We start from the raw sequence: 22,340 nt of genomic DNA on the forward strand, positions 1-22,340 counted from the left end.
TGGAAATCGTGTAGACGGTTACCGCTGTCTCAAGGGTTCGAATCCCTTGCTCTCCGCCATTATATTCTTAAAAAAATCTACAAAGGCCCCTTGGTCAAGCGGTTAAGACACCGCCCTTTCACGGCGGTAACACGGGTTCGAATCCCGTAGGGGTCACCATTCATATTGGAGGATTAGCTCAGCTGGGAGAGCATCTGCCTTACAAGCAGAGGGTCGGCGGTTCGATCCCGTCATCCTCCACCATATAATTGTCGCGGGGTGGAGCAGTCTGGTAGCTCGTCGGGCTCATAACCCGAAGGTCGCAGGTTCAAATCCTGTCCCCGCAATTTTGGTCCCGTGGTGTAGCGGTTAACATGCCTGCCTGTCACGCAGGAGATCGCGGGTTCGATTCCCGTCGGGACCGCCATTTTTTAACTTTATAACACAACTTATCTAAGGGTTGTGACAAGGTTATTTCCTTCTTATACTAAAGGAAATAATAACTTGATTTGGCTCAGTAGCTCAGTCGGTAGAGCAAAGGACTGAAAATCCTTGTGTCGGCGGTTCGATTCCGTCCTGAGCCACCATTGGCCGGTGTAGCTCAATTGGTAGAGCAACTGACTTGTAATCAGTAGGTTGGGGGTTCAAGTCCTCTTGCCGGCATTTAAATTGTGGAGGGGTAGCGAAGTGGCTAAACGCGGCGGACTGTAAATCCGCTCCCTCCGGGTTCGGCGGTTCGAATCCGTCCCCCTCCACCATTTATCTTAATTATTACAGGGGTATAGTTTAAAGGTAGAACAGAGGTCTCCAAAACCTCCAGTGTGGGTTCGATTCCTACTACCCCTGCCAATTTAATTTAATAGCAGCTGTGGCGATTGTGGCGAAGTGGTTAACGCATCGGATTGTGGTTCCGACATTCGTGGGTTCGATTCCCATCAGTCGCCCCATTTTTATATTATATATCAGTGATTTATTGGGCTATAGCCAAGCGGTAAGGCAACGGACTTTGACTCCGTCATGCGTTGGTTCGAATCCAGCTAGCCCAGCCATTTTTGCGGAAGTAGTTCAGTGGTAGAATACAACCTTGCCAAGGTTGGGGTCGCGGGTTCGAATCCCGTCTTCCGCTTTAAAAAACTTATCTGGCGGCATAGCCAAGTGGTAAGGCAGAGGTCTGCAAAACCTTTACCACCGGTTCGAATCCGGTTGCCGCCTCCAATCAAGCCGGTGTGGCGGAATTGGCAGACGCGCACGACTCAAAATCGTGTTCCTTCTGGAGTGTCGGTTCGACCCCGACCACCGGTATCATAAGTAGCTATACGCTATTATATCAAGGCTTCGTACAATAATGTGCGGAGCCTTTTTATTTTGAGCAAAATGATATAAATCAGGTGTGTTGTGTAGATTATGCCAGCCATTTTTAATGCGGGCAGCCGCTTTAATACCAATGCAGCCGATCTTCTAAATTCACCATCCGCTGGTTTCTACATAAACTATTTTCTAGGCAACAAGATGAGGTGAATCTTTGCATGGATTATGAATTAAATTCAAATAAACAGGTTAGAGAAAATTTAGTTAAGCACCTTAGTGATCTTTGCAGCAAAATCGAGCAATTTGTATCAGCAGCCGCCGATGATCATGATTTTGGTTTATCCAAAGAAAGCAAAAGTAACGTTCTTGCCTTTTTAGCGTTGCAAAAATTTTTATACCCTGAGCTGAACGCTTCATTAATCCGGGAAGGTTTATCTTCGTTAAAAGATATTAATCCCCATGTTTTATTTTCACTAAAACGAATGCTGCATCATTTATCGGATACGCCTAAGCCAGCAATTGAAGGGTGTATTCATGCAGAAGCGGCGAAGGCAATCAAACATAAGAGAAGTAAAAAGCTGATTGCAGAAGCTAATTATGAGGATTCTCCTGCGATTATGGTTACACTTGATAGGTACATGTTAGAAATCCCAGGAATATTTCCAGAATTAATACGGGCGGGGATGAAAGTTGCCAGAATAAATTGTGCACATGACAATATAGAAGTTTGGAAGCAATTGGCCGAGCAAATTAAAGCAGCGGAAAATGAGGTCTATACCGATATGGATCTCCCTAAAAAACGCTGTAAAATCTACATGGATCTTGCAGGCCCAAAAATACGTATCGCCGCTTACAAAAATGAGTCTGTCCCGCTTCTTATAAATGTAAAGAAAGGTGAAGACAATTCAGCAATTGGATATTGTGTAACTGGCAGCCAGCCGATTTCTGAATTAAGCGGATTTACACTTCATGTTGCCGATCGGAAGAGTTTTATCGGCATTCGTCAGAATGATTCGGTAATATTCACAGATTTAAGAGGGAAACAAAGAAAATTCACTGTAGTGCAAGTTGTGAACAACACCTGCTTGCAGGTGAAACTAAATAAAACATCATTAATTGGAAGACAAACTGTTTTAAGATGGAAAAACGAATACATGTATCTAAGTAATTTCGAACAAAGACCAGTCACTATTGAGGTAAAGCAAGGAGACATCTTACGATTATATAGAACCAGCGAGTACCTTGGAAGACCTAAAAGCGCATCCGGACCTGCGTCCCTAGGAATTACATTGCCCAAGGCTCTTCATAATGTAAAGATAGGAGACAGAGTTTTTTTTGATGATGGAAGAATAGGTGCCATTGTCATTCAAATTAACGGCGATTATATTGCTATAAAAATTACGTTTACTCAAAATGAATATGTAAAACTTAAATCAGGAAAAGGCATAAACCTTCCGGATTCCCTCGTATACTTAAATACACCTGCATTAACTGAATATGATTTAAAGACTTTGCCTCAGATCTGTGAACTTGCGGATATTATAGGGCTTTCTTTTGTTCACCATCCCAATGACTTAAAAAAATTAAAGAGCTATCTAAATGTGCTGACAAACAGGGAAATCGGGATAGTTGCAAAAATAGAAACAAGGGATGCTATAAATCATTTAACCAAGATCGTATTAGAAGGACTGAATTATGAGGGTTTTGGGATTATGATTGCACGTGGGGATCTAGCTGTGGAAATTGGCCATGATAAGCTGGCAGTTACACAGGAGGGTATATTAGATATATGTGAAGCTGGGCATATTCCAGTCATTTGGGCTACTGGTGTATTAGAAACTATGGCAAAAAAAGGTGTACCTGTGAAGTCGGAGCTGACAGATGTGTTTATGGGTCTTAGAGCAGATTGTATTATGCTGAATAAGGGTCCGCATATAGTTGAGGCAGTAAAATTAATTCAGCAAATTAATGAGATAAAGCAGGAAGATTTTTTTGGTGTCCGTAACACCGTAAGCTCATATGTTCAGTATGGATTTTAAAGAAAAAAGAAGACGCGCACGACTCAAAATCGTGTTCCTTCTGGAGTGTCGGTTCGAACCCGGCCACCGGTATCCCTAGGTTTAATTAAGATGGTTTTTATTATATTCTAAATTTTATCAAATAGGATAGAATTTAAATTCATTTACACGAATTTTACACAAGATAATTAGGGTATAGTAAAGAATAAATTAGAACATATCCTCCAAAAGTAGATATTGTTCCTTTCTCATCCTCTTTTCTTAATTCTTTAATAACATGGGTATAGTCTTTTAGTGTAGTTTCGATATCGACCTAGTCGTTCGCTTACGTAATATATGGATACTTTTTTTCAACTTCTTATTAGACGAGGACTGGCAGCAATTGAACGCGCGGAGAGACTTGGTGGAGTGTTCGGCCCATACAGGATCCAGACGGCATTGCGGCTTGTCATGCGAAGGCGAAAACGGCCTGGGAGACCGACTGGGTGCGCATCGCCGCATTGTATGATGCTCTTGGACAAATATCCCCGTCACCGGTAGTGGAACTGAATCGTGCAGTGGCCTTGTCAATGGCGTTCGGACCGGGATGAAAATCTAAGGGAAATCGGAGCTTTATACGCAACGCATTTTAAAGACATATTGTCCTCTGAATCAAAACACAATATTCGCAGCATCCTTCTTGAAGACGAAGAGCTGAGCGTCTATGCACCAATACTATAACTTTAGAGATGCCGCTGAATTCTTTAGCATTAATTCCTCCTTATCTATAATTCAGTTAATTCCAACTAAGTTTTAAAAGAGTTTCTAAAATGGTAAGTGCGATTATTATCGATTAAAGATACGATCATCGGGAGAACATTAGGTCAAATTACCATAAGAAAATGAAACCATACAACTTTCTTAAAACTGAAGATAAGGATGGGAGGAATAACGTTTACCAGTGCAGACCCTCAAATTCACGAGGGTCAAAAGGGGAATATTACTTTTATATTTGACAAATTAGACTTATATCAAAATTTCTTAATTTATAGGCTTGCTTAGGCTTGATTGTGGTTAGCTGTCCCTATGTAGGCCGCCTTCTCCTTTTCTAACTTCTCCACTAAGGATTCAACAGTTTCTATAATCATTTCATTTGTGACATCTCGGCCCAGAATGGCACTGGCCCTCTTCATAAGTTCTTCTTTATTAATGCTCATATTTAATTATTATCCTCCCTTCTATTATTGCGTATAAATTTAAACGAAAAGATGTTAACAGATTTATCTTCTACATTTTATTAATTTTGTTAATTGCAGCCATTCCTTCTAAGATGATTTTTGCATCGGAGTTTAGATGGGCCGTTACTTCTTTACCTAAAAGCAAGTTAGTATTTTCTCTTATAATAATTTTTAAACCCTGCAAGTCAAACTTAGAAGCATAGGTGTTAATCGCATTTATTATCGCAAAATCTTTTCTGGTCAAAGGCTTGTATCCACTTTCTCGCTGTTCTACGAGAAAGTTGAGTAATTCCCTCGCATTTTTGTTTAACATATTTTTGTGGTCTGTTAATATATCGATGTTCTCTTCCATGAATAATCTTGCTGTTGCCAGCTCCAAATCTTCCACAGATTTGTTAATCTTTACTGCTAGGTCTTCCAAAATCAAAACAGCCATCTCCCTTGTTTTATTACAAATTTTATATCGGTAAAGAAGGAATATAGTTAAGTAAACTATCCTTTATCTATTATTGGAATAATAAATTTTAATGTGTAAAAATCAATTTTTTTATTTTTCCGAAAAAGGGTATTGTAATTTTATGTATTCCTGTTATACTTTGGTAATGTTGGTTCAAAAGTACTAGAGAGGGTAAATGTGGGATGGAGAACAGCGAACCTGTTGCTTATTAACATTGCCTAATTCGTTTTGTAAGGATATTAGGATTTTTGGTAGCGTACCTGCCAAAAAGCTAAAACACTTCCTTTTTTCTTGAATGTGAATTCTCGAAAAGAAGTGTTTTTTTATTTTGATGATTTTAAACGGTACAGTTAATTAGTGCTTTTGTAGGAGTTAAATTGTTTGTTAGGACAAATAAATGAGGAGAAAAATTAATGAGCAGTGCTACACAAAATATTTCTATTCTGGTAAGAGAACAATCATTTTTCCATGAATATCAGCCTTTATGGAATACTAAATTCAAAAAAGTCTTTGCTTATGAGGCATTATTACGCACTGATCCGAGAATTAATCCAGTCTTTATTTTTAAACAGGGGAGGGAAATAGGGGCTTTATATGATTTTGATACTGCTTCTATTTCGAAATCTATTAAGAAATATCCTGATTCGTATTGGGATAAGTTTTTCCTTTTTGTTAACATATTCCCTTCGACTATTATTCATCCTAAATTTACTGAATTTATCAAGGGTTTAGTTAGCGAATATCCTATTATAAAGGGAAGAGTGATATTCGAAATTAATGAGGACCCAATAGAATCGAAACTATGGAATGAAGAAGGTTTTATTAACGGTTTACTTTTTTTAAAGAGCATGAAGTTAATGATTGCTCTAGATGATTTATCTTTCAGCTCAAATGCTCTTGAGAAAATCATCCAGATCAAACCTCATTTTGCGAAGTTAGATCGAACTTGTTCAGAAAATCTAGCAAAGTCGCTTGAGAAACAAACAGACATTGAATCTTTTCTGGCTATTTCAGATAACCTTTCGGTTGTGGTGCTTGAAGGCATTGAAAATAAAGAGGATTATGTCACTGCGTGTAACTTAGGTGTATTAGCAGTACAAGGTTACTATATTTCGAAGCCTCAAAGGTTAGTGAATGCGTAAGTTTCTTATGAATATTTTAGCTAAGAGGAATTTGAGGGGATCACCCTGCAAGGAGAACGTATGATAACAATATTAAATATTGAGGAAATACAGTCTAATTTAGGATGTGGATTCCCAGGGAGAATGCATACATCATTATGAAACCGAAGAGAATTTGAATTATGACCTTTATTTAGCAGGAGGACTAACAACTAATGATAAAGAAAAAAATTAATAAAAGGTTAAAGTTAGGTACAAAAATTAATTTGATTGTTTTAAGTATTGTATTATTATTATCCATAATTATAGGAATTGTGGTAGTCATAGAAGTGACAAAGGGGATTAAGTCATTTGCGGTAGAGAAAGCAAAAGGGGACTTAAGCTTAAGTTACCGGTATATCCAAAACAAGTTTCCTGGTGATTGGGAAATCAAAAATGGAAAGTTATACAAAGGAGATCATTCTTTTAATAATAGCTTTGACATAGTAGACAAAATAGCTAAAGATACGGGTGATACAGTAACAATCTTTCAGGGAGAAACACGTATAGCAACAAACGTCATTGTAAATGGAAAGAGGAATATCGGAACTCAAATTTCTCAGGAAGTTGGCGATCTAGTGATAAAAGAGGGGGAAAACTATTACGGTGAAGCTTCAGTTTCCGGTAAAATTTATCAAACTGCTTATATGCCTTTAAAGAATTACAGTGGAGAAACATTGGGTATCCTTTATGTGGGAGCTCCTCAAACAAAAATTGATGAAATTTTATCATCGTTTTTAACCAAATTTATCATTCTAGTGATTTTCGTAATTATAATGTCTGCTCTTATTATTCTGTGGTTCACTAGCCGATTAAAGAAAAGACTGGCAGCCATTTCTAGTGCATTAGAGAATGCAGGAAAAGGTGATTTTACGACAGTCGTTATGGACGATGCAGGGGATGAGTTAAGTGACCTCTCAAAAAGCTATAACAATATGAGGGATAATTTAAGTAATATGATTACAATTATACTAGAGACCTCTGAGCAGGTAGCTGCATCGTCAGAAGAGTTAACCGCAGGAGCTGAACAAACGAGCAAAGCTACTGAACATATTACAGAAGCAATCCAACAAATAGCTAGCGGTTCAGATACTCAAACACTAAGTATTGAAGAGAGTTCAAAAGCTCTGGAGGAATTAACATTGGGTATAGCTAATATCGCTGAATCCTCTGCAACCATAGCTGAAAATGGAACAGAAACCAGTCAGCGTGCTAAACAAGGTGGAAAGTTTGTTCAAGAAACAGCTGAACAGATGAATATGATCCACTCAACTGTAAATGATACCGGGAATATCATAAAGCTGCTAAATGAAAGATCTAAACAAATTGGTGATATTTCAAAATTGATTACCAATATCGCAAATCAGACCAATTTATTAGCTTTAAACGCAGCAATCGAAGCTGCAAGGGCAGGAGAACACGGTAAAGGATTTGCTGTAGTAGCAGACGAGGTAAGAAAACTTGCCGAACAATCACAAAATTCATCCTCACAAATTTCTGAGTTAATAAAGCATATACAAAATGATATGGACCGTTCAAATGACTCAATGGATATGGTGAAAAAAGAGGTTCAGAATGGATTGGGAATTGTTTCTAAAACACAAGATAGCTTAGAAGAAATCTTAAAATCTATGAATGAAATGGAAGGGCAAATAGACGGAATGGCTTCAACCTCTCAACAAATGTCAGCAAGTACCCAAGAGGTATCAGCAACTGTTGCAGGAGTGACCTTTATTTCTAAAGAGTCTTCTATGCATAGTCAAAATGTAGCTGCTTCAGCTGAAGAACAACTAGCATCAATGGAAGAGATTTCAGCTTCCGCATACAATTTAGCTAAAATGGCAGAGGATTTACAGGATACTGTAAGTAAGTTTCGAATCTAGTTTAAAAGTAAAAAATTTAAAAGTAAGTTGAAGAATATCAGTTTTTAAAACAGCACCCTAATGACTTTAGTATAAAGATATTACTTAGTAGGGTGCTTTCTTCTGAAAGATTCACAACCCAAAAATTGCAACTATATCTATCCTTCATTTAGAAAATTTGGATTCTATATCTTCATCAAAAACAAAAATAGACATACTCAAATCTCTATCAAGATCTATATCCACAAAGAGATCCTTAAAGTTGCATCCTAAGAATTCTTCCATTTCTACTGGGGGATTATTTTGGTAAATCTCTTTTACCATTTCGGTTCTTGCTGCCCTTAAAGCCTGCTTTCCTTCATAAGCAGTAGCAATAAATTTCTCTACTGGAGAAAGGTTGCCTTCCATTTCACTTATAGCCCAGTTTTTACAGAAGGTTGTCGTTATTTTACTTGGTCCTTTTCCCATATGTTTTTTTCTAAAATGACGGACTAGATTGCTGAATTCTGCTTCGTATTTATTCATAATGTCTCCTATTCCTTAGGCGAATATGAATGTATTTTACTATATAGAAACTTAATAGAGAAGGGAGAAATGATGGATATTTCTCCTAGTTTTAGGATGAAGACGTAATACATTTGAGCATTAAAGAATAGTACGCAAAAAAGTTTGGCACAAAACGAATCGTCCTGAATTCCAAAAGTTGCTAGCTGCTTAGTGAACCGTTATCCCTCAGAATATTCACATTGCCGTTTAAGATAGAGAATGTCTTTTAAGAAATCCAGCACGACCCAATTTTAAGTGACCACACGATAACCCTCAAAAAGAAATGAACCTACAAACTCTTTAATATTCTTTTTCTTTTCTTCAGGGGTTAGATTAGCAAATTTTAAAATTGTTTCATACAAATTGTAAAAACGGAGAATTGTTTATTCGTGTAACAAAGGCCAAGGAGTATTAAAATTTTTATGTTTATTTTTCTTAAAACTGCATTGATTCTAGATCGTTTGAAATGTCTGTATTGTTTATTTATTGGACTCCCTCCATAATCACAAATCACTTGAATTTTAGTATTTGAAGAATCTTGAAGATCTGTAACAGGAACAGTGAATTCATCACCATAAAAAGTAAATTTATAGCCCTTATTTTTATAATAACGTTCAGTATTTTTCCTCCATTTAACATTAACAGACATAGTTAATAACATAAAATCCACCTCTTTATATATCACGTATAAAAGTGATGGCCATGTAGGAATCTATATAGGGAACGGAAAGTTCATTGGAGCCCAGAGTTCTACCGGTGTTGCTGTTGCATATCTGACAAGTGGTTATTGGAAACAAAAATTCAACGGCCGGGTTAATCGAATATGGAGTTAAAATATTCTTTTGCAAACGGAGTGAGATGAAAATGGTAAAGGGAAACTTGGTTACAAAAATACAGAAAAAAGCAAAAAAGGGTGACCCCATTTCTTTTAAAAGAAAGGATATACATTGTGAAGGTATAGTCACTCAGGTAAGGGAAAACAGTGTTCTTGTGGAGATTAACGATGTATTGGCCAAGCAGCTACAATATGAAAGCAATTTGACTGTTGTGAATCATAGACATTATGTTGTTGCTTCATCTGCTGGTGCAGGTAACGTATCAGCATAGGTAAATGAACAATACAAAAATCAAGAGTAGCTTTATAGTTATAATTACCTATATCTATTCTTAGATTCTAGGACTTAAATATCATAAGATTGCATTATGATATTTAATTTGGGAGCAAAGTATGGAAGATATTAAACAAAAAGTAAATGAATTGTTGGAAGCAAGCAACAAAATTAAACAAGACCTTGATGCTACTCCTTTTAAAGAACAAAAGCAGTTTGTCTTATTGATTAATAAAATGCTGAAAGCACATAGAGATTTAGAAGAAACTAATGCTATATGATTTCAAGACATAGAAAGACTTTGCACTGATGTGTGAAGTTTTTTTATTTCAGGAAGAACTAGAGCTTCTTCAAGTTAATTCTCCGAATATAATCCGAGATACAGTCCTTAATGACAGGAGCCTCTTTAATAGAAGAACCCAAATTTTAATGCTTTCTTGATAAGGACAAATAAACAAGCACTTGGCATTTTAGCCGAGTGCTTTTTTACTGAAGCCACTTTCAAAGCCTCCAAGTATAATTTTATTTTTATATCTAAGGTTTAGTAATAGTCACATCACTAAATTTGCTAACATTTTGCTAACGCAATCCTATAACAACCGGTAAATCACCGTTAAAGATGTTACAGTAAGCAATATCCAAAACGTTGATTTACCGCACTTTTTGCACCTCTCATTAACAATGTTACAGTCTATCATCTTAGGGGCGGCATGATGTAATAAAGGAAAAGATGTAAACTGCTGCATTTGGAACAAAGAGCATACCAACATTTGGAGTGTAGGAACAAAATTGTTGATGGATTATTAACCTGCAAGACACATGCGAATCATTTTACACAAATTTTACACATCATTCCAGAAAGCTAATAATATCAATTATTTCAGGTCTTTTTCGACCCCGACCACCGGTATCACTTTTTATAACAGTATAATTATTATTTTGGACGTCTTCCTACATAATAGGAAGACGTTTTTTTTATACCCAAAAAGCATGATCTAAACTTATTAATTGCGTATTTTGCCTGTAACAATCTATTGTTCTTAATGCTATTGCCAGTGGCACGTGGCATCACGAACTGGCCCTTTTTAACGTTTTTCTTGGTAACTGTATAATTGTCCATACCCTTAATTGAGCCATATCATAACATAACAAAGACATGAAGCTTGATAAGAAATTACAAAAGGGTGAAAGTTATGAAATTATGTGTAATGGGACTAGGGTATATTGGACTGCCAACAGCTGTCATGTTTGCAACACACGGCATAAAAGTGCATGGAGTTGATATTAATCAACAAGTGGTTGATACCTTGAATAAACAAGAACTTCATATTGAGGAGCCTGGTTTAAAAGAGTTGCTTATTAAAGCGATCAAAGATGGAAATCTAAGTTTCTCTACCCAACCGGAACCAGCGGATGCTTTTATCCTTGCCGTACCAACACCGATTACCGAGGAAAAAAGGGCAAATTTAGACTACGTGAGACATGCCTCGAAAATGATTCTTCCTTATCTGAGGAAAGGAAATCTAGTTGTTTTAGAATCAACAGTCCCGCCAAAAACAGTGGAAGAAGTTTTGGTCCCGATTCTTCAACAAACCTCTCTCAAAATCGGGGAAGAGATACTTGTCTCCCACTCACCCGAAAGAATCATTCCAGGTAATTTGCTTAAGGAATTAGTGTGGAATGACCGCATTATTGGAGGAATTAACCAGAAGTCGAGTGAGCTGACAGCAAATTTATACAAACGTTTTGTAAAGGGTAGCATTCATGCAACGGATGCGACTACGGCGGAAATGGTGAAATTAGTAGAGAATACGTACCGCGATGTGAATATAGCCTACGCAAATGAACTGGCGCGTATTGCGGAAAAAATAGGGTTCAATGTCTGGGAAGCAATCCGGCTGGCCAATTCCCATCCCAGAGTGAATATTCTCCGGCCCGGTCCTGGGGTAGGAGGGCACTGTATCGCCGTTGACCCATGGTTTATTGTAGAACAAGCTCCTGAGGAAGCTAAACTCATTGGGACGGCACGACAAATCAATGACCACACTCCGCGTCGTATAGTCGAAATGATTGAAAATACGGTACAGGATCTCAAGCAGCCTGTCATAACCCTGCTTGGTTTGGCTTTCAAAGAAAATACCGATGATTTGCGAGAAAGCCCATCATTGGAAATCATGCATGCATTACACAAGAAAGGATATCAGCTTAAAATATATGATCCTCTTGTAAAACAACATGTCGGTGGAAAAATTGACACACTCGAAGAAGCAGTCCGGAATTCCGATTGTCTCGTTCTTCTCACAGGACATGAAGAATTTAAGAACTTCGATTTCCAAATGTTAAAAGGTCTGGTTAGGACAAAAATCGTTTTTGATACCAGAAATATTTTTGATAAAAACGGATTAGAGGCAAACGGATTCCAATATATTCAAATCGGAAATCCTATTATACGCGAGAACTAATAGAAAAAAATTTTATATGAGGTGATAATTAAGTGATTACGATACGGGTGGAATATCCCATTGTTGAAAAAGATACTGTGAAATTTCAATATCATATCAGCGAACAAATAGCAGAGATACGAAAAAACCATTTTTATTTTAAATATCCTGGAATGTCAATCGACGACTTGCCCATCGAAGTATTTTGGAATCTATTTTTATCATTAATGGTGTCGATTTTTCGCAAAAAAGAAGAAGATGTTGTTTTCCATTTTCCTGAAGCTGTGCCAACTCCTATTGTGGAACAGTGGATCAACTTTCATAACGCAGGCAGAGTGTATGTCTACCCTATGAAAGATCAGCTGAGTTCGGACTACTTACCCGAAAACGTTAAGAGCGAACAGAAAACAGGATTATTGTATGGCGGAGGGAAAGATTCAGCCTTTGCATTGTCGGTACTTGGTGAATTGTATGGATTTGGGAATCTGTTGTTGATCTCATATGTTCATCCCATTCATAAGAAAAAGATCGATAATGCAGAAATAAGGCGAGACAAATACATTTTGGAACCAATGAGAAAAAAATTCGATATCAATACCCAAACGATTATTACTGATTTTCGAACATCTGTAAGTAAAGTTGGCTCCCGTATGCCCCATTCTGCACTTTATACTGGCCCTGTCTTACCTGTGCTTCTTAAACAAAACGTCAGACTACTTACACACAGCAATGAATTTATACAATATTGGACAGGCAGGTTTGTCAAGGGTGAAGGTATTAAACCTAATTTCCGTTTCCTTCGTTCAAGACCGGAGTATGACGATTTTACAGCTCAAAAATACAATGCATTCTTCCATACGGACCTTCAAATCAAAAATTTCAACTATTATCTTTCCGATTTCGCGAGCTTCTTAATACTAGCAAAAAGATACCCGGATATGCTTGACAGTCTTCTAATGTGCGAACACACCTCTAACCCCCAAACGAAGTGGTGCTACAATTGCCCGAAATGTATGGAATTCGCCCTATTCAGCATGGCCGTCGGTCATCCTCCAAAAGGGTTCGACATGGACCGTCTATTTACCGGTAAATACATTCAACGAATCATTAAGGATACAACCGGATTAAGACCAATGTCCCGGGAAAACGGAAATTATCCTTGGGTATCTTGTATTTTAGGCCATTTTCAAACGTTTTGTCATGCTTTTGCTTCAGTAGATCCGGATATCGTAAAGACATATGTCAGCCTAGAAGGCTATAATAATTTCCTCATTCTCAAGAAAAGATATGGCAATAAATCCTACCCTATCCAAGAATGTCTTATCGAACCTGCATTTAAGCATGTATCACTTCCTGATTCCGAAAAAATTAAGAATATTGTCTCTTTATATTGCCCGATTGTTGATGAATTGCCTCCTTATCTAATATGGGGAAACGTAAGGATAGCATTTGATTACAACCAAGAAATTAAGATACCGTGCCGATTTAATAAGGAGAAAGTTAAACAGTTCATTAATCATCTCGACTTCTCTGAAGATGGTTTGGAGTGGTCGAATCCAACTTTTGAGATAAAAAAAAAAAATAATTCCTGGTTGAGGAAAATATGGACTAAAATCTGGGATGATGAATGAATATTGAGAAATCAGGCATCACTGATTATTTTATCTCCGAAGAAGTCTCGTTTGTATGCGGCGTGCACTATTTATATTCCGGGTGTGGCCCATAAAAGATGCATCGTCTTTTTAAATAAAGTGGATTAAGTTTTTATCTTTGATGGTCATCGCGGAAATAAAGACCATACATTTGAACAAATATTTAATCTATCATCTTCAATAAAATGTAGACATGAGGGAAATGGGATCTATCGTGGGACGCATAACGGAAAAGCGTAATCAGCATTCAGCCATTATTGGATAGGCTGCACAGATGCTCAAAGACCATTTCATTTCTCATATTTCTAATGCTTCAACAATTGTCTAGTTTTAAATTCATTTCCTCGCTCCGTGTGAAAAAGCGTTTTTCTTCAAAACTGTATGTTTGTCCATACCTTAATTGAAGGATTTCATACAATAACATACACCATTGGATTAAGCAATGAAATTATGTGTTTTGGGATTGGGGTCTATTGGGCCGTCAAAAGCTAAATTTAAAGCGTGCAGTTTAATTTACCGAATAAAAAACAACTTAAAAATTTGTTTGGAGATGATGGAGGTTATTATGAACATTCTCCTAGTTATTGAATTTAATTATTAAATCGTTTTTTTAAAACCAAGGGAATTATCTCGAAGTTTGCAGCTCAAATCAATTTGCAGCCCACCCCAATCAGATACGCAAGGAATCAAAACATTTTCATGGGATATTGAATATGGAGGTAATCAGATTATCAATAAAAAAGCTATAAAAATAAAAATAAAGCTGTACAAAAAAGAATCTTGAAAGAAACATCATCAATGTTAACGACCCATAAGAAAGGTGTGTTATTCATGAGTAATAAACCAATCGAATCCATTAACAGGGCCAAAGTATTGAATGAGATTAATAAACTCCCTCAATATCGGTTTTCAAAATGGAATAGACCAGACATCCGGGTTGCATGTATTTTAGATACGTTCAGTTATGAATGTTTTAAATATGAGTGTACCCTTGAACAATTACATCGATTTACTTGGAAGGATCAAATTGATCAATTTAAACCCCATTTTCTGTTTGTGGAATCAGCCTGGAAAGGGGAAAAAGATTCTTGGCAAACCCAATTGACGAATCTGGAATTAAAACCGCGAGCGGCCATAAGGGACGTTATCGGCTACTGCAAAAAAAACAACATAAAAACCGTTTTTTGGTGTAAAGAGGACCCATCAAACTTTGATCATTTTATCGAAACAGCCAAATTATTTGATTATATTTTTACAACAGATGCACAATGTATAGAAAAGTATAAGAAAGCCGGAAGCACTGACAATGTTTTTGTACTGCCTTTTGCGGCGCAGCCAATGATCCACAATCCGGTTCATTCAACTTCTTGGAATAAAAAAAATATTGCTTTCGCGGGCTCCTGGCATTCCCAAAAATACCCTGAACGCAGTAAGCAAATGGAAATGTTATTTAAAGCGGCTAAGGAAATGGGTTTAGATATTTTTGATCGGCATTTCGAACAATCATTAAAATCTATCAAGTATCCTGATAAATATAGTCCTTACATTGTAGGTGGACTAGATTATCCGGATATGGTTAAGGCATATAAATTATATAAGGTCTTTTTAAATGTAAACTCCATTACGGATAGTCCCACTATGTTCTCCAGAAGGGTGTTTGAATTGCTTGCGTGTGGAACAAATGTAGTTAGCACCTATTCAAAAGGAATAGCTGATCTGTTTAGTGGTATTGTACCAATTTGCCAAACGGAAGAAGAGGTGGAACAACAACTTCAGATGCTTCTCAAGCATGACCAATATCGAGAACGATTGTCACTCTTAGGAATACGCTCTGTATTTTCAAACCATCTTTATCGGCATAGATTTAGTGAAATTTTGCGAAAAATAGGATTAAGCGGGATAAATGAGGAACCGATGCGTGGTGTATCAATCATTACCTGCACAAATAGATCTCATTCCATGGATTTGGTCTTTCAAAATTATGAGAATCAAGTGTGGCCAAATAAGGAACTTATTATTATTTTGAATAAAGATGATATGAACTTAAAAGAATGGAGAAATAAGGCAAAGATGTATGAAAATGTTTCAGTTTTTCGGCAATCCGAACATTATAACTTGGGAAAGTGTTTAAATTTTGCTGTAGATAATGCGCGATACCCCTTTGTCTCCAAATTTGATGATGATGATTATTATGCACCAAACTTTCTCACAGATCTCATGCATGCATTTGAGTATACGGATGCTGACATTGTTGGGAAAGGAACGTATTACTCATATTTGGAAGGGATGAAAGTGCTGGCCCTTCGATCTCCGAAGCCTGAGAATCAGTTTGTTAATTTTATATCTGGTGCCACTATGATTGTCAAAAAGAGCATTTTTAATAGTGTTCGTTTCTCCGAGGATGTAAAAAGAGGCTCCGACACCATTTTCCTTAAAGACTGCATTTCCAAAAACTACAAAATTTATTCTAGCGATAAATATAACTATGTTTGTCTCAGAAGTTCGAATGTAGAGGAACACACATGGAAAATAAAGGATATGGACTTTTTGCGTAAATGTTCAATTGTTGCTTATACGGAAGATTATAAAACACAAGTAACCATATAGAAACAAACCTCTTTTTGTGAGTCATTTTTCCAAGCTATTTTTCTGCAATGGTTTCTCCATTAATTTACTCCAAGAAATTTGATGTTTATTTTTATCCACTTTAATCTAAAAATATTTAGTGGGACATTTTGTGTAATTTGATTAAGTTTGAAGGAGTGGTTTAGTGAAGAAAATTGTTGTCTTATCTGTATTCGGAACGAGGCCAGAAGCTATCAAGATGGCCCCGTTAATCAAGGAATTGGAAAAATGCGATCAAATTGTTTCGAAAGTATGTGTGACCGCTCAACATAGAGAAATGTTAGACCAGGTATTAGAATTCTTTCAAATCAAGCCTGATTATGATCTAGATATAATGGAGGCAGTTCAGACATTAACTGGAATTACAACTAAAGTTTTAAATGGTATGTCCGAAGTGATTGGGAAAAGCCAGCCGGATATAATACTTGTTCATGGGGATACCACAACCACGTTTGCAGCATCGTTAAGTGCTTTTTATCATCATATTCCAATTGGCCATGTGGAGGCAGGTTTAAGAACTTATAATAAATACTCTCCTTTTCCGGAAGAAATAAACAGACAATTTACTGATAGACTGGCTACTCTGCATTTTGCGCCAACAAGAACTGCTGCTGACCAATTAAAACAAGAATTTGTAAGTCCACAATATATTTTTACTACAGGAAATACAGTAATTGATGCCATGAAGAGTACTGTCAAAGCAGATTATCAAAATGCGATTCTGGAACGTTTACAACCGAATGCTCGCTTGGTGTTCATGACTGTTCATAGACGTGAAAATCATGGCGATAAAATGGAAAACATTTTTCGAGCAATTCGTCGAAGTGTAGAAGATCATAAAGATATTGAACTAGTCTTTCCTGTACATCTAAATCCAATCATCCAACATGCCGCAAAACAATTTTTAGGTGAACATCCTCGTATACATCTCACTCCTCCCTTAGATGTGATTGATACACATAACATAATTTCCAGATCAAACCTAGTATTAACGGATTCTGGCGGGATCCAAGAAGAAGCTCCTTCTTTTGGTGTTCCAGTACTCGTACTTCGAGATACGACCGAACGGCCAGAAGGAATTGAGGCTGGCACCTTAAAGTTAATTGGTACTGACCAGCATACTATTTATCAAAACATCGAGAATTTATTAACAAGTCCCGAAGCATATCAACTAATGTCTACAGCAGTAAACCCATATGGTGACGGTCAAGCATCAAAACGGATTGTCGAAGCCATAGTATATTACTTTGGAAAAGGTCAAAGACCTAATGAATTTCAAAATTGAGTTTTTTAAATTTTGATTCAACAGTGTAAATTATCTTTGTCAACTTTTCAGTTTTTTTGGGCGAACCCTACTGTTTAACTTATCGTGACTCATCCGAATTGGTGTCCCGATTTATAGGCGAATAGAATATAAGTTACTAATTTCTGTTGTAAAGGTTTATGTTTATGAAAAAATGGTGCACATAATATGTTGTTCCTCTAGCACTTTAGCCCGCAGCCCATTTTAGGCTATCTTTTCCTAGACTGTCCAGGGGAAAGGTAGCCGTTTTTATAGGTGAGGCAAAAATAGGAACCTTACAAATTTCCATTGGTTCCTCGTTTGAATGTGATAAAAGCGTACACTCACATACCTTCACACCCGCATCTATTCAGTGGTGTATTAAGTAACCAGGAAAAAGTCTAGTAATGGGAAAAACGCCCGAAACGCTGCCTATGAATTTGATTTTAAAAGATTAACAACCAAACTATTTCAAGTAATTGAAAGTTTAGATAAAAGCGGAGGAACTGCCAAATGAACATATATGGTAAATTAATTAACAAAGAAGAGAATTTAGCTGTAGTTGGTTTAGGCTATGTTGGTATGCCAATAGCAGTAGCATTTGCTAAGAAGGTTAATGTAATAGGGTTTGACTTAAATACTCACAAAATAGAACAGTATAAAAATGGTATAGATCCAACTAATGAAATTGGCGATGAAGCCATGAAAAATACTACAGTTGAATTTACTTCTGATGAAACTAAACTTAAAGAGGCATGTTTTCATATCGTTGCTGTTCCTACACCAATTAATTCTGATAAAACTCCTGATTTAGGCCCAGTGGAAGGAGCAAGCATTACTATTGGAAGAAATCTCACTAGAGGTTCAATTGTAGTATATGAGTCTACAGTATATCCGGGGGTTACTGAGGATATATGTATTCCAATTCTAGAAAGAGAATCAGGATTAAAATGTGGTGTGGACTTTAAAGTGGGTTACTCACCTGAACGCATAAATCCTGGTGACAAGATTCATAGATTAGAGAACATTACTAAGATAGTTTCTGGTATGGACAAAGAGTCATTGGAAGAAATAGCAAAGGTTTATGAACTAGTGGTTGAAGTTGGAGTTCATAAAGCTAATTCTATTAAGGTGGCTGAAGCTGCTAAAGTGGTTGAGAATAGCCAACGTGATATTAATATTGCATTTATGAATGAGCTTGCAATGGTTTTTGATCGGATGGGTATTGATACACAGGAAGTTGTAGAAGCAATGAATACAAAGTGGAATGCACTTAAGTTTTACCCAGGATTAGTAGGGGGGCACTGTATTAGTGTTGATCCATATTACTTTATCTATGAAGCTCAGAAACTTGGATACCATTCACAAATTGTCTTATCAGGCAGAAAAATAAACGACGGTATGGGTGAATTTGTGACTGATGCAATCATTAAAAGATTAACCCTTGCTAATAAGATAGTAAGACAAGCTAACGTTGTTATCTTAGGAATTACTTTTAAGGAAAATTGTCCAGATTCAAGGAATTCTAAGGTAGCAGATATCATAAAAGGACTTAATGAATATGGAGTTAAACCAACAGTTGTTGATCCATGGGCAGATCCTGTAGTTGCTAAGCATGAATACGGCGTGGATTTGGTTCCTCTAGTTTCAATTAATAATGCAGATTGTCTTATTTTTGCGGTAGCACATGAAGAATTCAAAAACTTACAGATTGATGAAATCGAGAGGTTTTTTAAAAACCTACCTAACGAGGAAAGAGTAATAATAGATATTAAGAGCATTTTAAACAAAGAGTTAATTGAAGAAATGGGGTATAGCTACTGGAGATTGTAAGCTCTTAAAAGTTCAAAGGTGAAGAAGATACTAATCTAAATTAGATTAAAGAGGATAATAAAATTGCAACAAACCCTTACCCGGCAAGTGAAAGGAACATTTTATAAACTTAACCGAAAAAAACAGCCATGAAATTATTATAAAAGTAGTTTCGATGCTGTAGTATTGTCATCAGCTTAATTTATCGCCTTTTTGAAGTACCCTCCACAAAGGACTTCTTTTTCTTAATTAAAATGATGTTAATTCCCCCGCTATTTGTCCAATCAAATTTTCACCGCTTTCCATTTACTATAATAGATAAAGTACAAGGGATAGTTGATGAGGGGTAGAGGTCGAAAGGTTCGGCATATACCTTTAGTTGGAATAACGCACATTTAAAAATCCTGCTTTATAACATTAGGCAACTTGATGCACAAAGAGAGGATAATGGGTACAAAAACAAAAACTAGAGTACAGGAAGGGCGAGAATCGCCCCTTGCTTTCTTGCCCCCTTTGCCAGGGAGGGAAAAACATGTGCGGAATTGTTGGGTATATTGGAAATCGGGATTCTAAGGAGTACTTATTAAAAGGCTTGGAAAAGCTTGAATACAGAGGATATGACTCTGCCGGAATTGCTGTTATTAACGAGTCGGGTATTACGGTTTTTAAGGAAAAAGGAAGAATTAAAAGTCTTCGAAGTATTGTAGATGAAAAGATAATAGCTAATACTGGCATTGGTCACACACGCTGGGCAACACATGGTGCTCCAAGTAAGCGAAATGCACACCCTCACTCAAGCACTTCATCACGCTTCACTATCGTTCATAATGGTGTTATTGAAAACTATGAACAATTGAAGAAAGTCTTTTTGTCAGAAGTTACGTTTGTAAGTGATACAGATACAGAAGTAATTGTACAATTGATTGAAAGTTTCACCAAAGAAGGAATGTCAACGGAAAACGCCTTCCAAATAACTTTAAAACTGCTTAAAGGATCTTACGCTATCGGTTTAATCGATAACGAAGATAAGGATACTATATATGTTGCAAAAAATAAGAGCCCATTGTTAGTTGGACTTGGCGAAGAATTTAATGTTATTACTTCTGACGCTATAGCGATGCTCGGGGTTACAAATCAATTTGTTGAATTAATGGACAAGGAAATGGTAATTGTAAAAAGGAATTTGGTTACAATTAAAGACTTTGCGGGGAATATTGTTGAGAGAGGGTCCTATATTGTAGAGTTGGATGCTAGCGATATCGAAAAAGGCACTTATCCTCATTATATGCTAAAAGAGATAGATGAACAGCCATTTGTTATCCGGAATATCATCCAAAGGTACAGAGACGAAAATAATAATATAACTATTGATTCCTCCACTTTAGGGACGATGAAAGAAGCAGACCGAATTTATATTATCGCATGTGGGTCCAGTTACCACGCAGGTCTTGTAGGAAAACAATATCTTGAAAAATTTGCCGGGATTCCAACAGAGGTCCATATTGCTTCGGAGTTTGTTTACAATACACCTTTATTATCAGAAAGACCATTATTCATTTTTATCTCTCAAAGTGGAGAAACAGCTGATAGTCTCGCTGCTTTAGTTAAAGTGAAAAAGCTTGGTTACAAAGCTTTAACAATTACAAATGTACCAGGTTCAACATTGTTTCGTGAAGCAGACCACAATTTATTGTTATATGCTGGAGCTGAAATTGCAGTTGGTTCAACAAAAGCCTATACAGCTCAAATTGCAGTATTAGCTATTTTGTCGGTTGCGACTGCAACCTGTAAAGGACTTCAATTAGAATTGAATTTATTAAAAGAGTTAGCAGTTATCGCTAGTGCCATGGAGACATTGACTCAAGATAAAGATGCTTTTGAAAATATGGCAAAAGAATTCTTAGCTTTTACAAAAAACGCTTTCTTCATTGGTCGTGCAAATGATTATCACGTTTGTTTGGAAGCAGCACTCAAATTAAAAGAGATTTCTTATATTCAAGCAGAAGGTTTTGCTGGTGGAGAATTAAAACATGGATCGATTGCGCTTATTGAAGATGGAACTCCTGTAGTTGCAATAATAACGCAAGAAACAGTAAAACTAAGTATCCGTGCAAATGTGAAAGAGGTTGCTGCCCGCGGTGCCAATCCTTGTATTATATCAATGAAAGGGTTGGAGGAAGAAGGGGATAGATATGTAATTGCTTCCGTTCATAGTGATTTAACCCCATTAATCAGTGTTTTACCATTACAACTTCTTTCATATTATGCAGCCTTACATCGTGGATGCGATGTCGATAAACCGCGGAACCTAGCAAAATCGGTAACCGTTGAGTAGTGGGGTTTTTTACTATTAATGATGCAAAACAAAATAAATTGGGAGAATTAAAGGCAGGGATGAATTGGAGCAAGCTCATCGGAAAAAAGTCTGTTATTACAGATATAGCCCCTTATAATAACGGTTACTCCAGAATCCCCAAAAACATCTTTTTCTTTGAGTTACTCTAAAATCTGAAAAAAAAGATTTGAAATTGTAAGCGGACAAAATAAAAATGCCGAGAAAAACCCCTTTTCTCAACAATTCGAAGCTGCGGATGGCAGCTTTTTTTGTGAAAAAGTGAAAAAACATAATTTTCCTTAAAGTATAGGAAAGCCGGAAGCAATGAAAATGTATGTGTTCTTCCTTTTACGGCCCAGCCAATGATCCACAATCCGGTTGATTCAACTTTGTGGAATAAAAAAATGTTGTCGCGGGCACCTGGTATTCCCGAAAATAGCCAGAACGTTGTAGGTAAATGGAAATTATGTTTTAAATAGCAGAGGACCTGAGATTACAAATTTTTTATCGGAACTTCGGAAGTTCAACAAGTTCCAT

The 22,340-nt window shown here is 36.7% G+C and carries 15 protein-coding genes, 14 tRNA genes and 2 pseudogenes (1 of these 31 only partly in view); 27 read left to right on the forward strand and 4 right to left on the reverse strand.

Features of this window, described 5'->3' with window-relative positions:
• The 16 genes and pseudogenes from V1501_RS04210 to V1501_RS04285 form a co-directional block, all read left to right on the forward strand.
• Nucleotides 1-59 (forward strand) — tRNA-Ser (locus V1501_RS04210) (it extends 33 nt beyond the left edge of the window).
• Nucleotides 60-84: 25 nt separating this feature from the next.
• Nucleotides 85-159, forward strand: a tRNA-Glu gene (locus V1501_RS04215).
• 8 nt (nucleotides 160-167) lie between these two features.
• Nucleotides 168-243 (forward strand) — tRNA-Val (locus V1501_RS04220).
• A gap of 9 nt (nucleotides 244-252) precedes the next feature.
• A tRNA-Met gene (locus V1501_RS04225) sits at nucleotides 253-326 on the forward strand.
• 4 nt (nucleotides 327-330) lie between these two features.
• Nucleotides 331-406, forward strand: a tRNA-Asp gene (locus V1501_RS04230).
• Nucleotides 407-490: 84 nt separating this feature from the next.
• A tRNA-Phe gene (locus V1501_RS04235) sits at nucleotides 491-566 on the forward strand.
• A 3-nt stretch (nucleotides 567-569) separates the two neighbouring features.
• Nucleotides 570-642 (forward strand) — tRNA-Thr (locus V1501_RS04240).
• A 10-nt stretch (nucleotides 643-652) separates the two neighbouring features.
• Nucleotides 653-737 (forward strand) — tRNA-Tyr (locus tag V1501_RS04245).
• A 17-nt stretch (nucleotides 738-754) separates the two neighbouring features.
• Nucleotides 755-828: transfer RNA gene (locus V1501_RS04250), tRNA-Trp, on the forward strand.
• Nucleotides 829-850: 22 nt separating this feature from the next.
• A tRNA-His gene (locus V1501_RS04255) sits at nucleotides 851-926 on the forward strand.
• 27 nt (nucleotides 927-953) lie between these two features.
• Nucleotides 954-1,028 (forward strand) — tRNA-Gln (locus V1501_RS04260).
• Nucleotides 1,029-1,033: 5 nt separating this feature from the next.
• Nucleotides 1,034-1,105, forward strand: a tRNA-Gly gene (locus V1501_RS04265).
• 15 nt (nucleotides 1,106-1,120) lie between these two features.
• A tRNA-Cys gene (locus tag V1501_RS04270) sits at nucleotides 1,121-1,194 on the forward strand.
• 5 nt (nucleotides 1,195-1,199) lie between these two features.
• A tRNA-Leu gene (locus V1501_RS04275) sits at nucleotides 1,200-1,281 on the forward strand.
• A 224-nt stretch (nucleotides 1,282-1,505) separates the two neighbouring features.
• On the forward strand, nucleotides 1,506-3,326 hold the full coding sequence (locus tag V1501_RS04280; protein WP_409291597.1) for a pyruvate kinase: 1,821 nt from the start codon (nucleotides 1,506-1,508) through the stop codon (nucleotides 3,324-3,326).
• A 333-nt stretch (nucleotides 3,327-3,659) separates the two neighbouring features.
• Nucleotides 3,660-3,889: pseudogene (locus V1501_RS04285) on the forward strand (RNA polymerase subunit sigma-24); the annotation flags it as partial.
• A gap of 453 nt (nucleotides 3,890-4,342) precedes the next feature.
• Here V1501_RS04285 and V1501_RS04290 read toward each other — a convergent pair.
• Entirely contained in the window at nucleotides 4,343-4,501 is a 159-nt protein-coding gene (locus V1501_RS04290) for a hypothetical protein (protein ID WP_409291598.1), read from the reverse strand.
• A gap of 70 nt (nucleotides 4,502-4,571) precedes the next feature.
• Nucleotides 4,572-4,949: a hypothetical protein gene (locus tag V1501_RS04295; protein ID WP_409291599.1), complete on the reverse strand. Its 378-nt coding sequence runs from the start codon at nucleotides 4,947-4,949 to the stop codon at nucleotides 4,572-4,574.
• A gap of 443 nt (nucleotides 4,950-5,392) precedes the next feature.
• Between V1501_RS04295 and V1501_RS04300 the strand changes: the two genes are divergently transcribed.
• Nucleotides 5,393-6,121 (forward strand): EAL domain-containing protein, encoded by a 729-nt coding sequence (locus tag V1501_RS04300; protein WP_409291600.1) that lies wholly within the window; start codon nucleotides 5,393-5,395, stop codon nucleotides 6,119-6,121.
• A gap of 194 nt (nucleotides 6,122-6,315) precedes the next feature.
• Nucleotides 6,316-8,022 carry a methyl-accepting chemotaxis protein gene (locus V1501_RS04305; protein ID WP_409291601.1) on the forward strand — a complete coding sequence of 569 codons (1,707 nt, stop codon included), beginning with the start codon at nucleotides 6,316-6,318 and terminating at the stop codon, nucleotides 8,020-8,022.
• 144 nt (nucleotides 8,023-8,166) lie between these two features.
• On the opposite strand, the gene V1501_RS04310 is transcribed toward V1501_RS04305, so the two are convergent.
• Together V1501_RS04310 and V1501_RS04315 are read right to left on the reverse strand one after the other, a co-directional pair.
• Nucleotides 8,167-8,526, reverse strand: a complete 360-nt coding sequence (locus V1501_RS04310) for a DUF2294 domain-containing protein (RefSeq protein ID WP_409291602.1) — start codon at nucleotides 8,524-8,526, stop codon at nucleotides 8,167-8,169.
• A 364-nt stretch (nucleotides 8,527-8,890) separates the two neighbouring features.
• The gene (locus tag V1501_RS04315; RefSeq protein WP_409291603.1) at nucleotides 8,891-9,208 is read right to left on the reverse strand and encodes a hypothetical protein; all 318 of its coding nucleotides are present in this window, start codon (nucleotides 9,206-9,208) and stop codon (nucleotides 8,891-8,893) included.
• 22 nt (nucleotides 9,209-9,230) lie between these two features.
• Between V1501_RS04315 and V1501_RS04320 the strand changes: the two are divergent.
• The 9 genes and pseudogenes from V1501_RS04320 to glmS all read left to right on the forward strand — a co-directional run.
• A pseudogene (locus tag V1501_RS04320) lies at nucleotides 9,231-9,380 on the forward strand (NlpC/P60 family protein); the annotation flags it as partial.
• A gap of 25 nt (nucleotides 9,381-9,405) precedes the next feature.
• The gene (locus tag V1501_RS04325; protein ID WP_409291604.1) at nucleotides 9,406-9,654 is read left to right on the forward strand and encodes a DUF2187 family protein; all 249 of its coding nucleotides are present in this window, start codon (nucleotides 9,406-9,408) and stop codon (nucleotides 9,652-9,654) included.
• A gap of 121 nt (nucleotides 9,655-9,775) precedes the next feature.
• On the forward strand, nucleotides 9,776-9,937 hold the full coding sequence (locus V1501_RS04330; protein ID WP_409291605.1) for a hypothetical protein: 162 nt from the start codon (nucleotides 9,776-9,778) through the stop codon (nucleotides 9,935-9,937).
• A gap of 912 nt (nucleotides 9,938-10,849) precedes the next feature.
• Entirely contained in the window at nucleotides 10,850-12,118 is a 1,269-nt protein-coding gene (locus tag V1501_RS04335) for a nucleotide sugar dehydrogenase (RefSeq protein WP_409291606.1), read from the forward strand.
• 32 nt (nucleotides 12,119-12,150) lie between these two features.
• The gene (locus V1501_RS04340) at nucleotides 12,151-13,728 is read left to right on the forward strand and encodes a hypothetical protein (RefSeq protein WP_409291607.1); all 1,578 of its coding nucleotides are present in this window, start codon (nucleotides 12,151-12,153) and stop codon (nucleotides 13,726-13,728) included.
• A gap of 852 nt (nucleotides 13,729-14,580) precedes the next feature.
• A complete protein-coding gene (locus V1501_RS04345) occupies nucleotides 14,581-16,356 on the forward strand; it encodes a glycosyltransferase family protein (RefSeq protein WP_409291608.1) in 1,776 nt (591 codons plus the stop codon).
• Nucleotides 16,357-16,519: 163 nt separating this feature from the next.
• Nucleotides 16,520-17,659 (forward strand): non-hydrolyzing UDP-N-acetylglucosamine 2-epimerase, encoded by a 1,140-nt coding sequence (gene wecB / locus V1501_RS04350; protein WP_409291609.1) that lies wholly within the window; start codon nucleotides 16,520-16,522, stop codon nucleotides 17,657-17,659.
• Nucleotides 17,660-18,169: 510 nt separating this feature from the next.
• Nucleotides 18,170-19,489 (forward strand): nucleotide sugar dehydrogenase, encoded by a 1,320-nt coding sequence (locus tag V1501_RS04355; protein ID WP_409291610.1) that lies wholly within the window; start codon nucleotides 18,170-18,172, stop codon nucleotides 19,487-19,489.
• Between the two features lie 511 nt (nucleotides 19,490-20,000).
• A complete protein-coding gene (glmS, locus tag V1501_RS04360; protein ID WP_409291611.1) occupies nucleotides 20,001-21,803 on the forward strand; it encodes a glutamine--fructose-6-phosphate transaminase (isomerizing) in 1,803 nt (600 codons plus the stop codon).
• Nucleotides 21,804-22,340: the final 537 nt, after the last annotated feature.

The sequence above is a fragment of the Paraperibacillus esterisolvens genome (genome assembly GCF_046237625.1).
Classification (GTDB): Bacteria; Bacillota; Bacilli; order Bacillales; family DSM-1321; genus Paraperibacillus; species Paraperibacillus esterisolvens.

Coding starts and splice junctions, on each gene's coding strand:
- V1501_RS04280 (WP_409291597.1), top strand. CDS start 1,506: ATGGATTATGAATTAAATTCAAATAAACAGGTTAGAGAAAATTTAGTT.
- V1501_RS04290 (WP_409291598.1), bottom strand. CDS start 4,501: ATGAGCATTAATAAAGAAGAACTTATGAAGAGGGCCAGTGCCATTCTG.
- V1501_RS04300 (WP_409291600.1), top strand. CDS start 5,393: ATGAGCAGTGCTACACAAAATATTTCTATTCTGGTAAGAGAACAATCA.
- V1501_RS04305 (WP_409291601.1), top strand. CDS start 6,316: ATGATAAAGAAAAAAATTAATAAAAGGTTAAAGTTAGGTACAAAAATT.
- V1501_RS04310 (WP_409291602.1), bottom strand. CDS start 8,526: ATGAATAAATACGAAGCAGAATTCAGCAATCTAGTCCGTCATTTTAGA.
- V1501_RS04315 (WP_409291603.1), bottom strand. CDS start 9,208: ATGTTATTAACTATGTCTGTTAATGTTAAATGGAGGAAAAATACTGAA.
- V1501_RS04325 (WP_409291604.1), top strand. CDS start 9,406: ATGAAAATGGTAAAGGGAAACTTGGTTACAAAAATACAGAAAAAAGCA.
- V1501_RS04330 (WP_409291605.1), top strand. CDS start 9,776: ATGGAAGATATTAAACAAAAAGTAAATGAATTGTTGGAAGCAAGCAAC.
- V1501_RS04335 (WP_409291606.1), top strand. CDS start 10,850: ATGAAATTATGTGTAATGGGACTAGGGTATATTGGACTGCCAACAGCT.
- V1501_RS04345 (WP_409291608.1), top strand. CDS start 14,581: ATGAGTAATAAACCAATCGAATCCATTAACAGGGCCAAAGTATTGAAT.
- V1501_RS04355 (WP_409291610.1), top strand. CDS start 18,170: ATGAACATATATGGTAAATTAATTAACAAAGAAGAGAATTTAGCTGTA.
- glmS (WP_409291611.1), top strand. CDS start 20,001: ATGTGCGGAATTGTTGGGTATATTGGAAATCGGGATTCTAAGGAGTAC.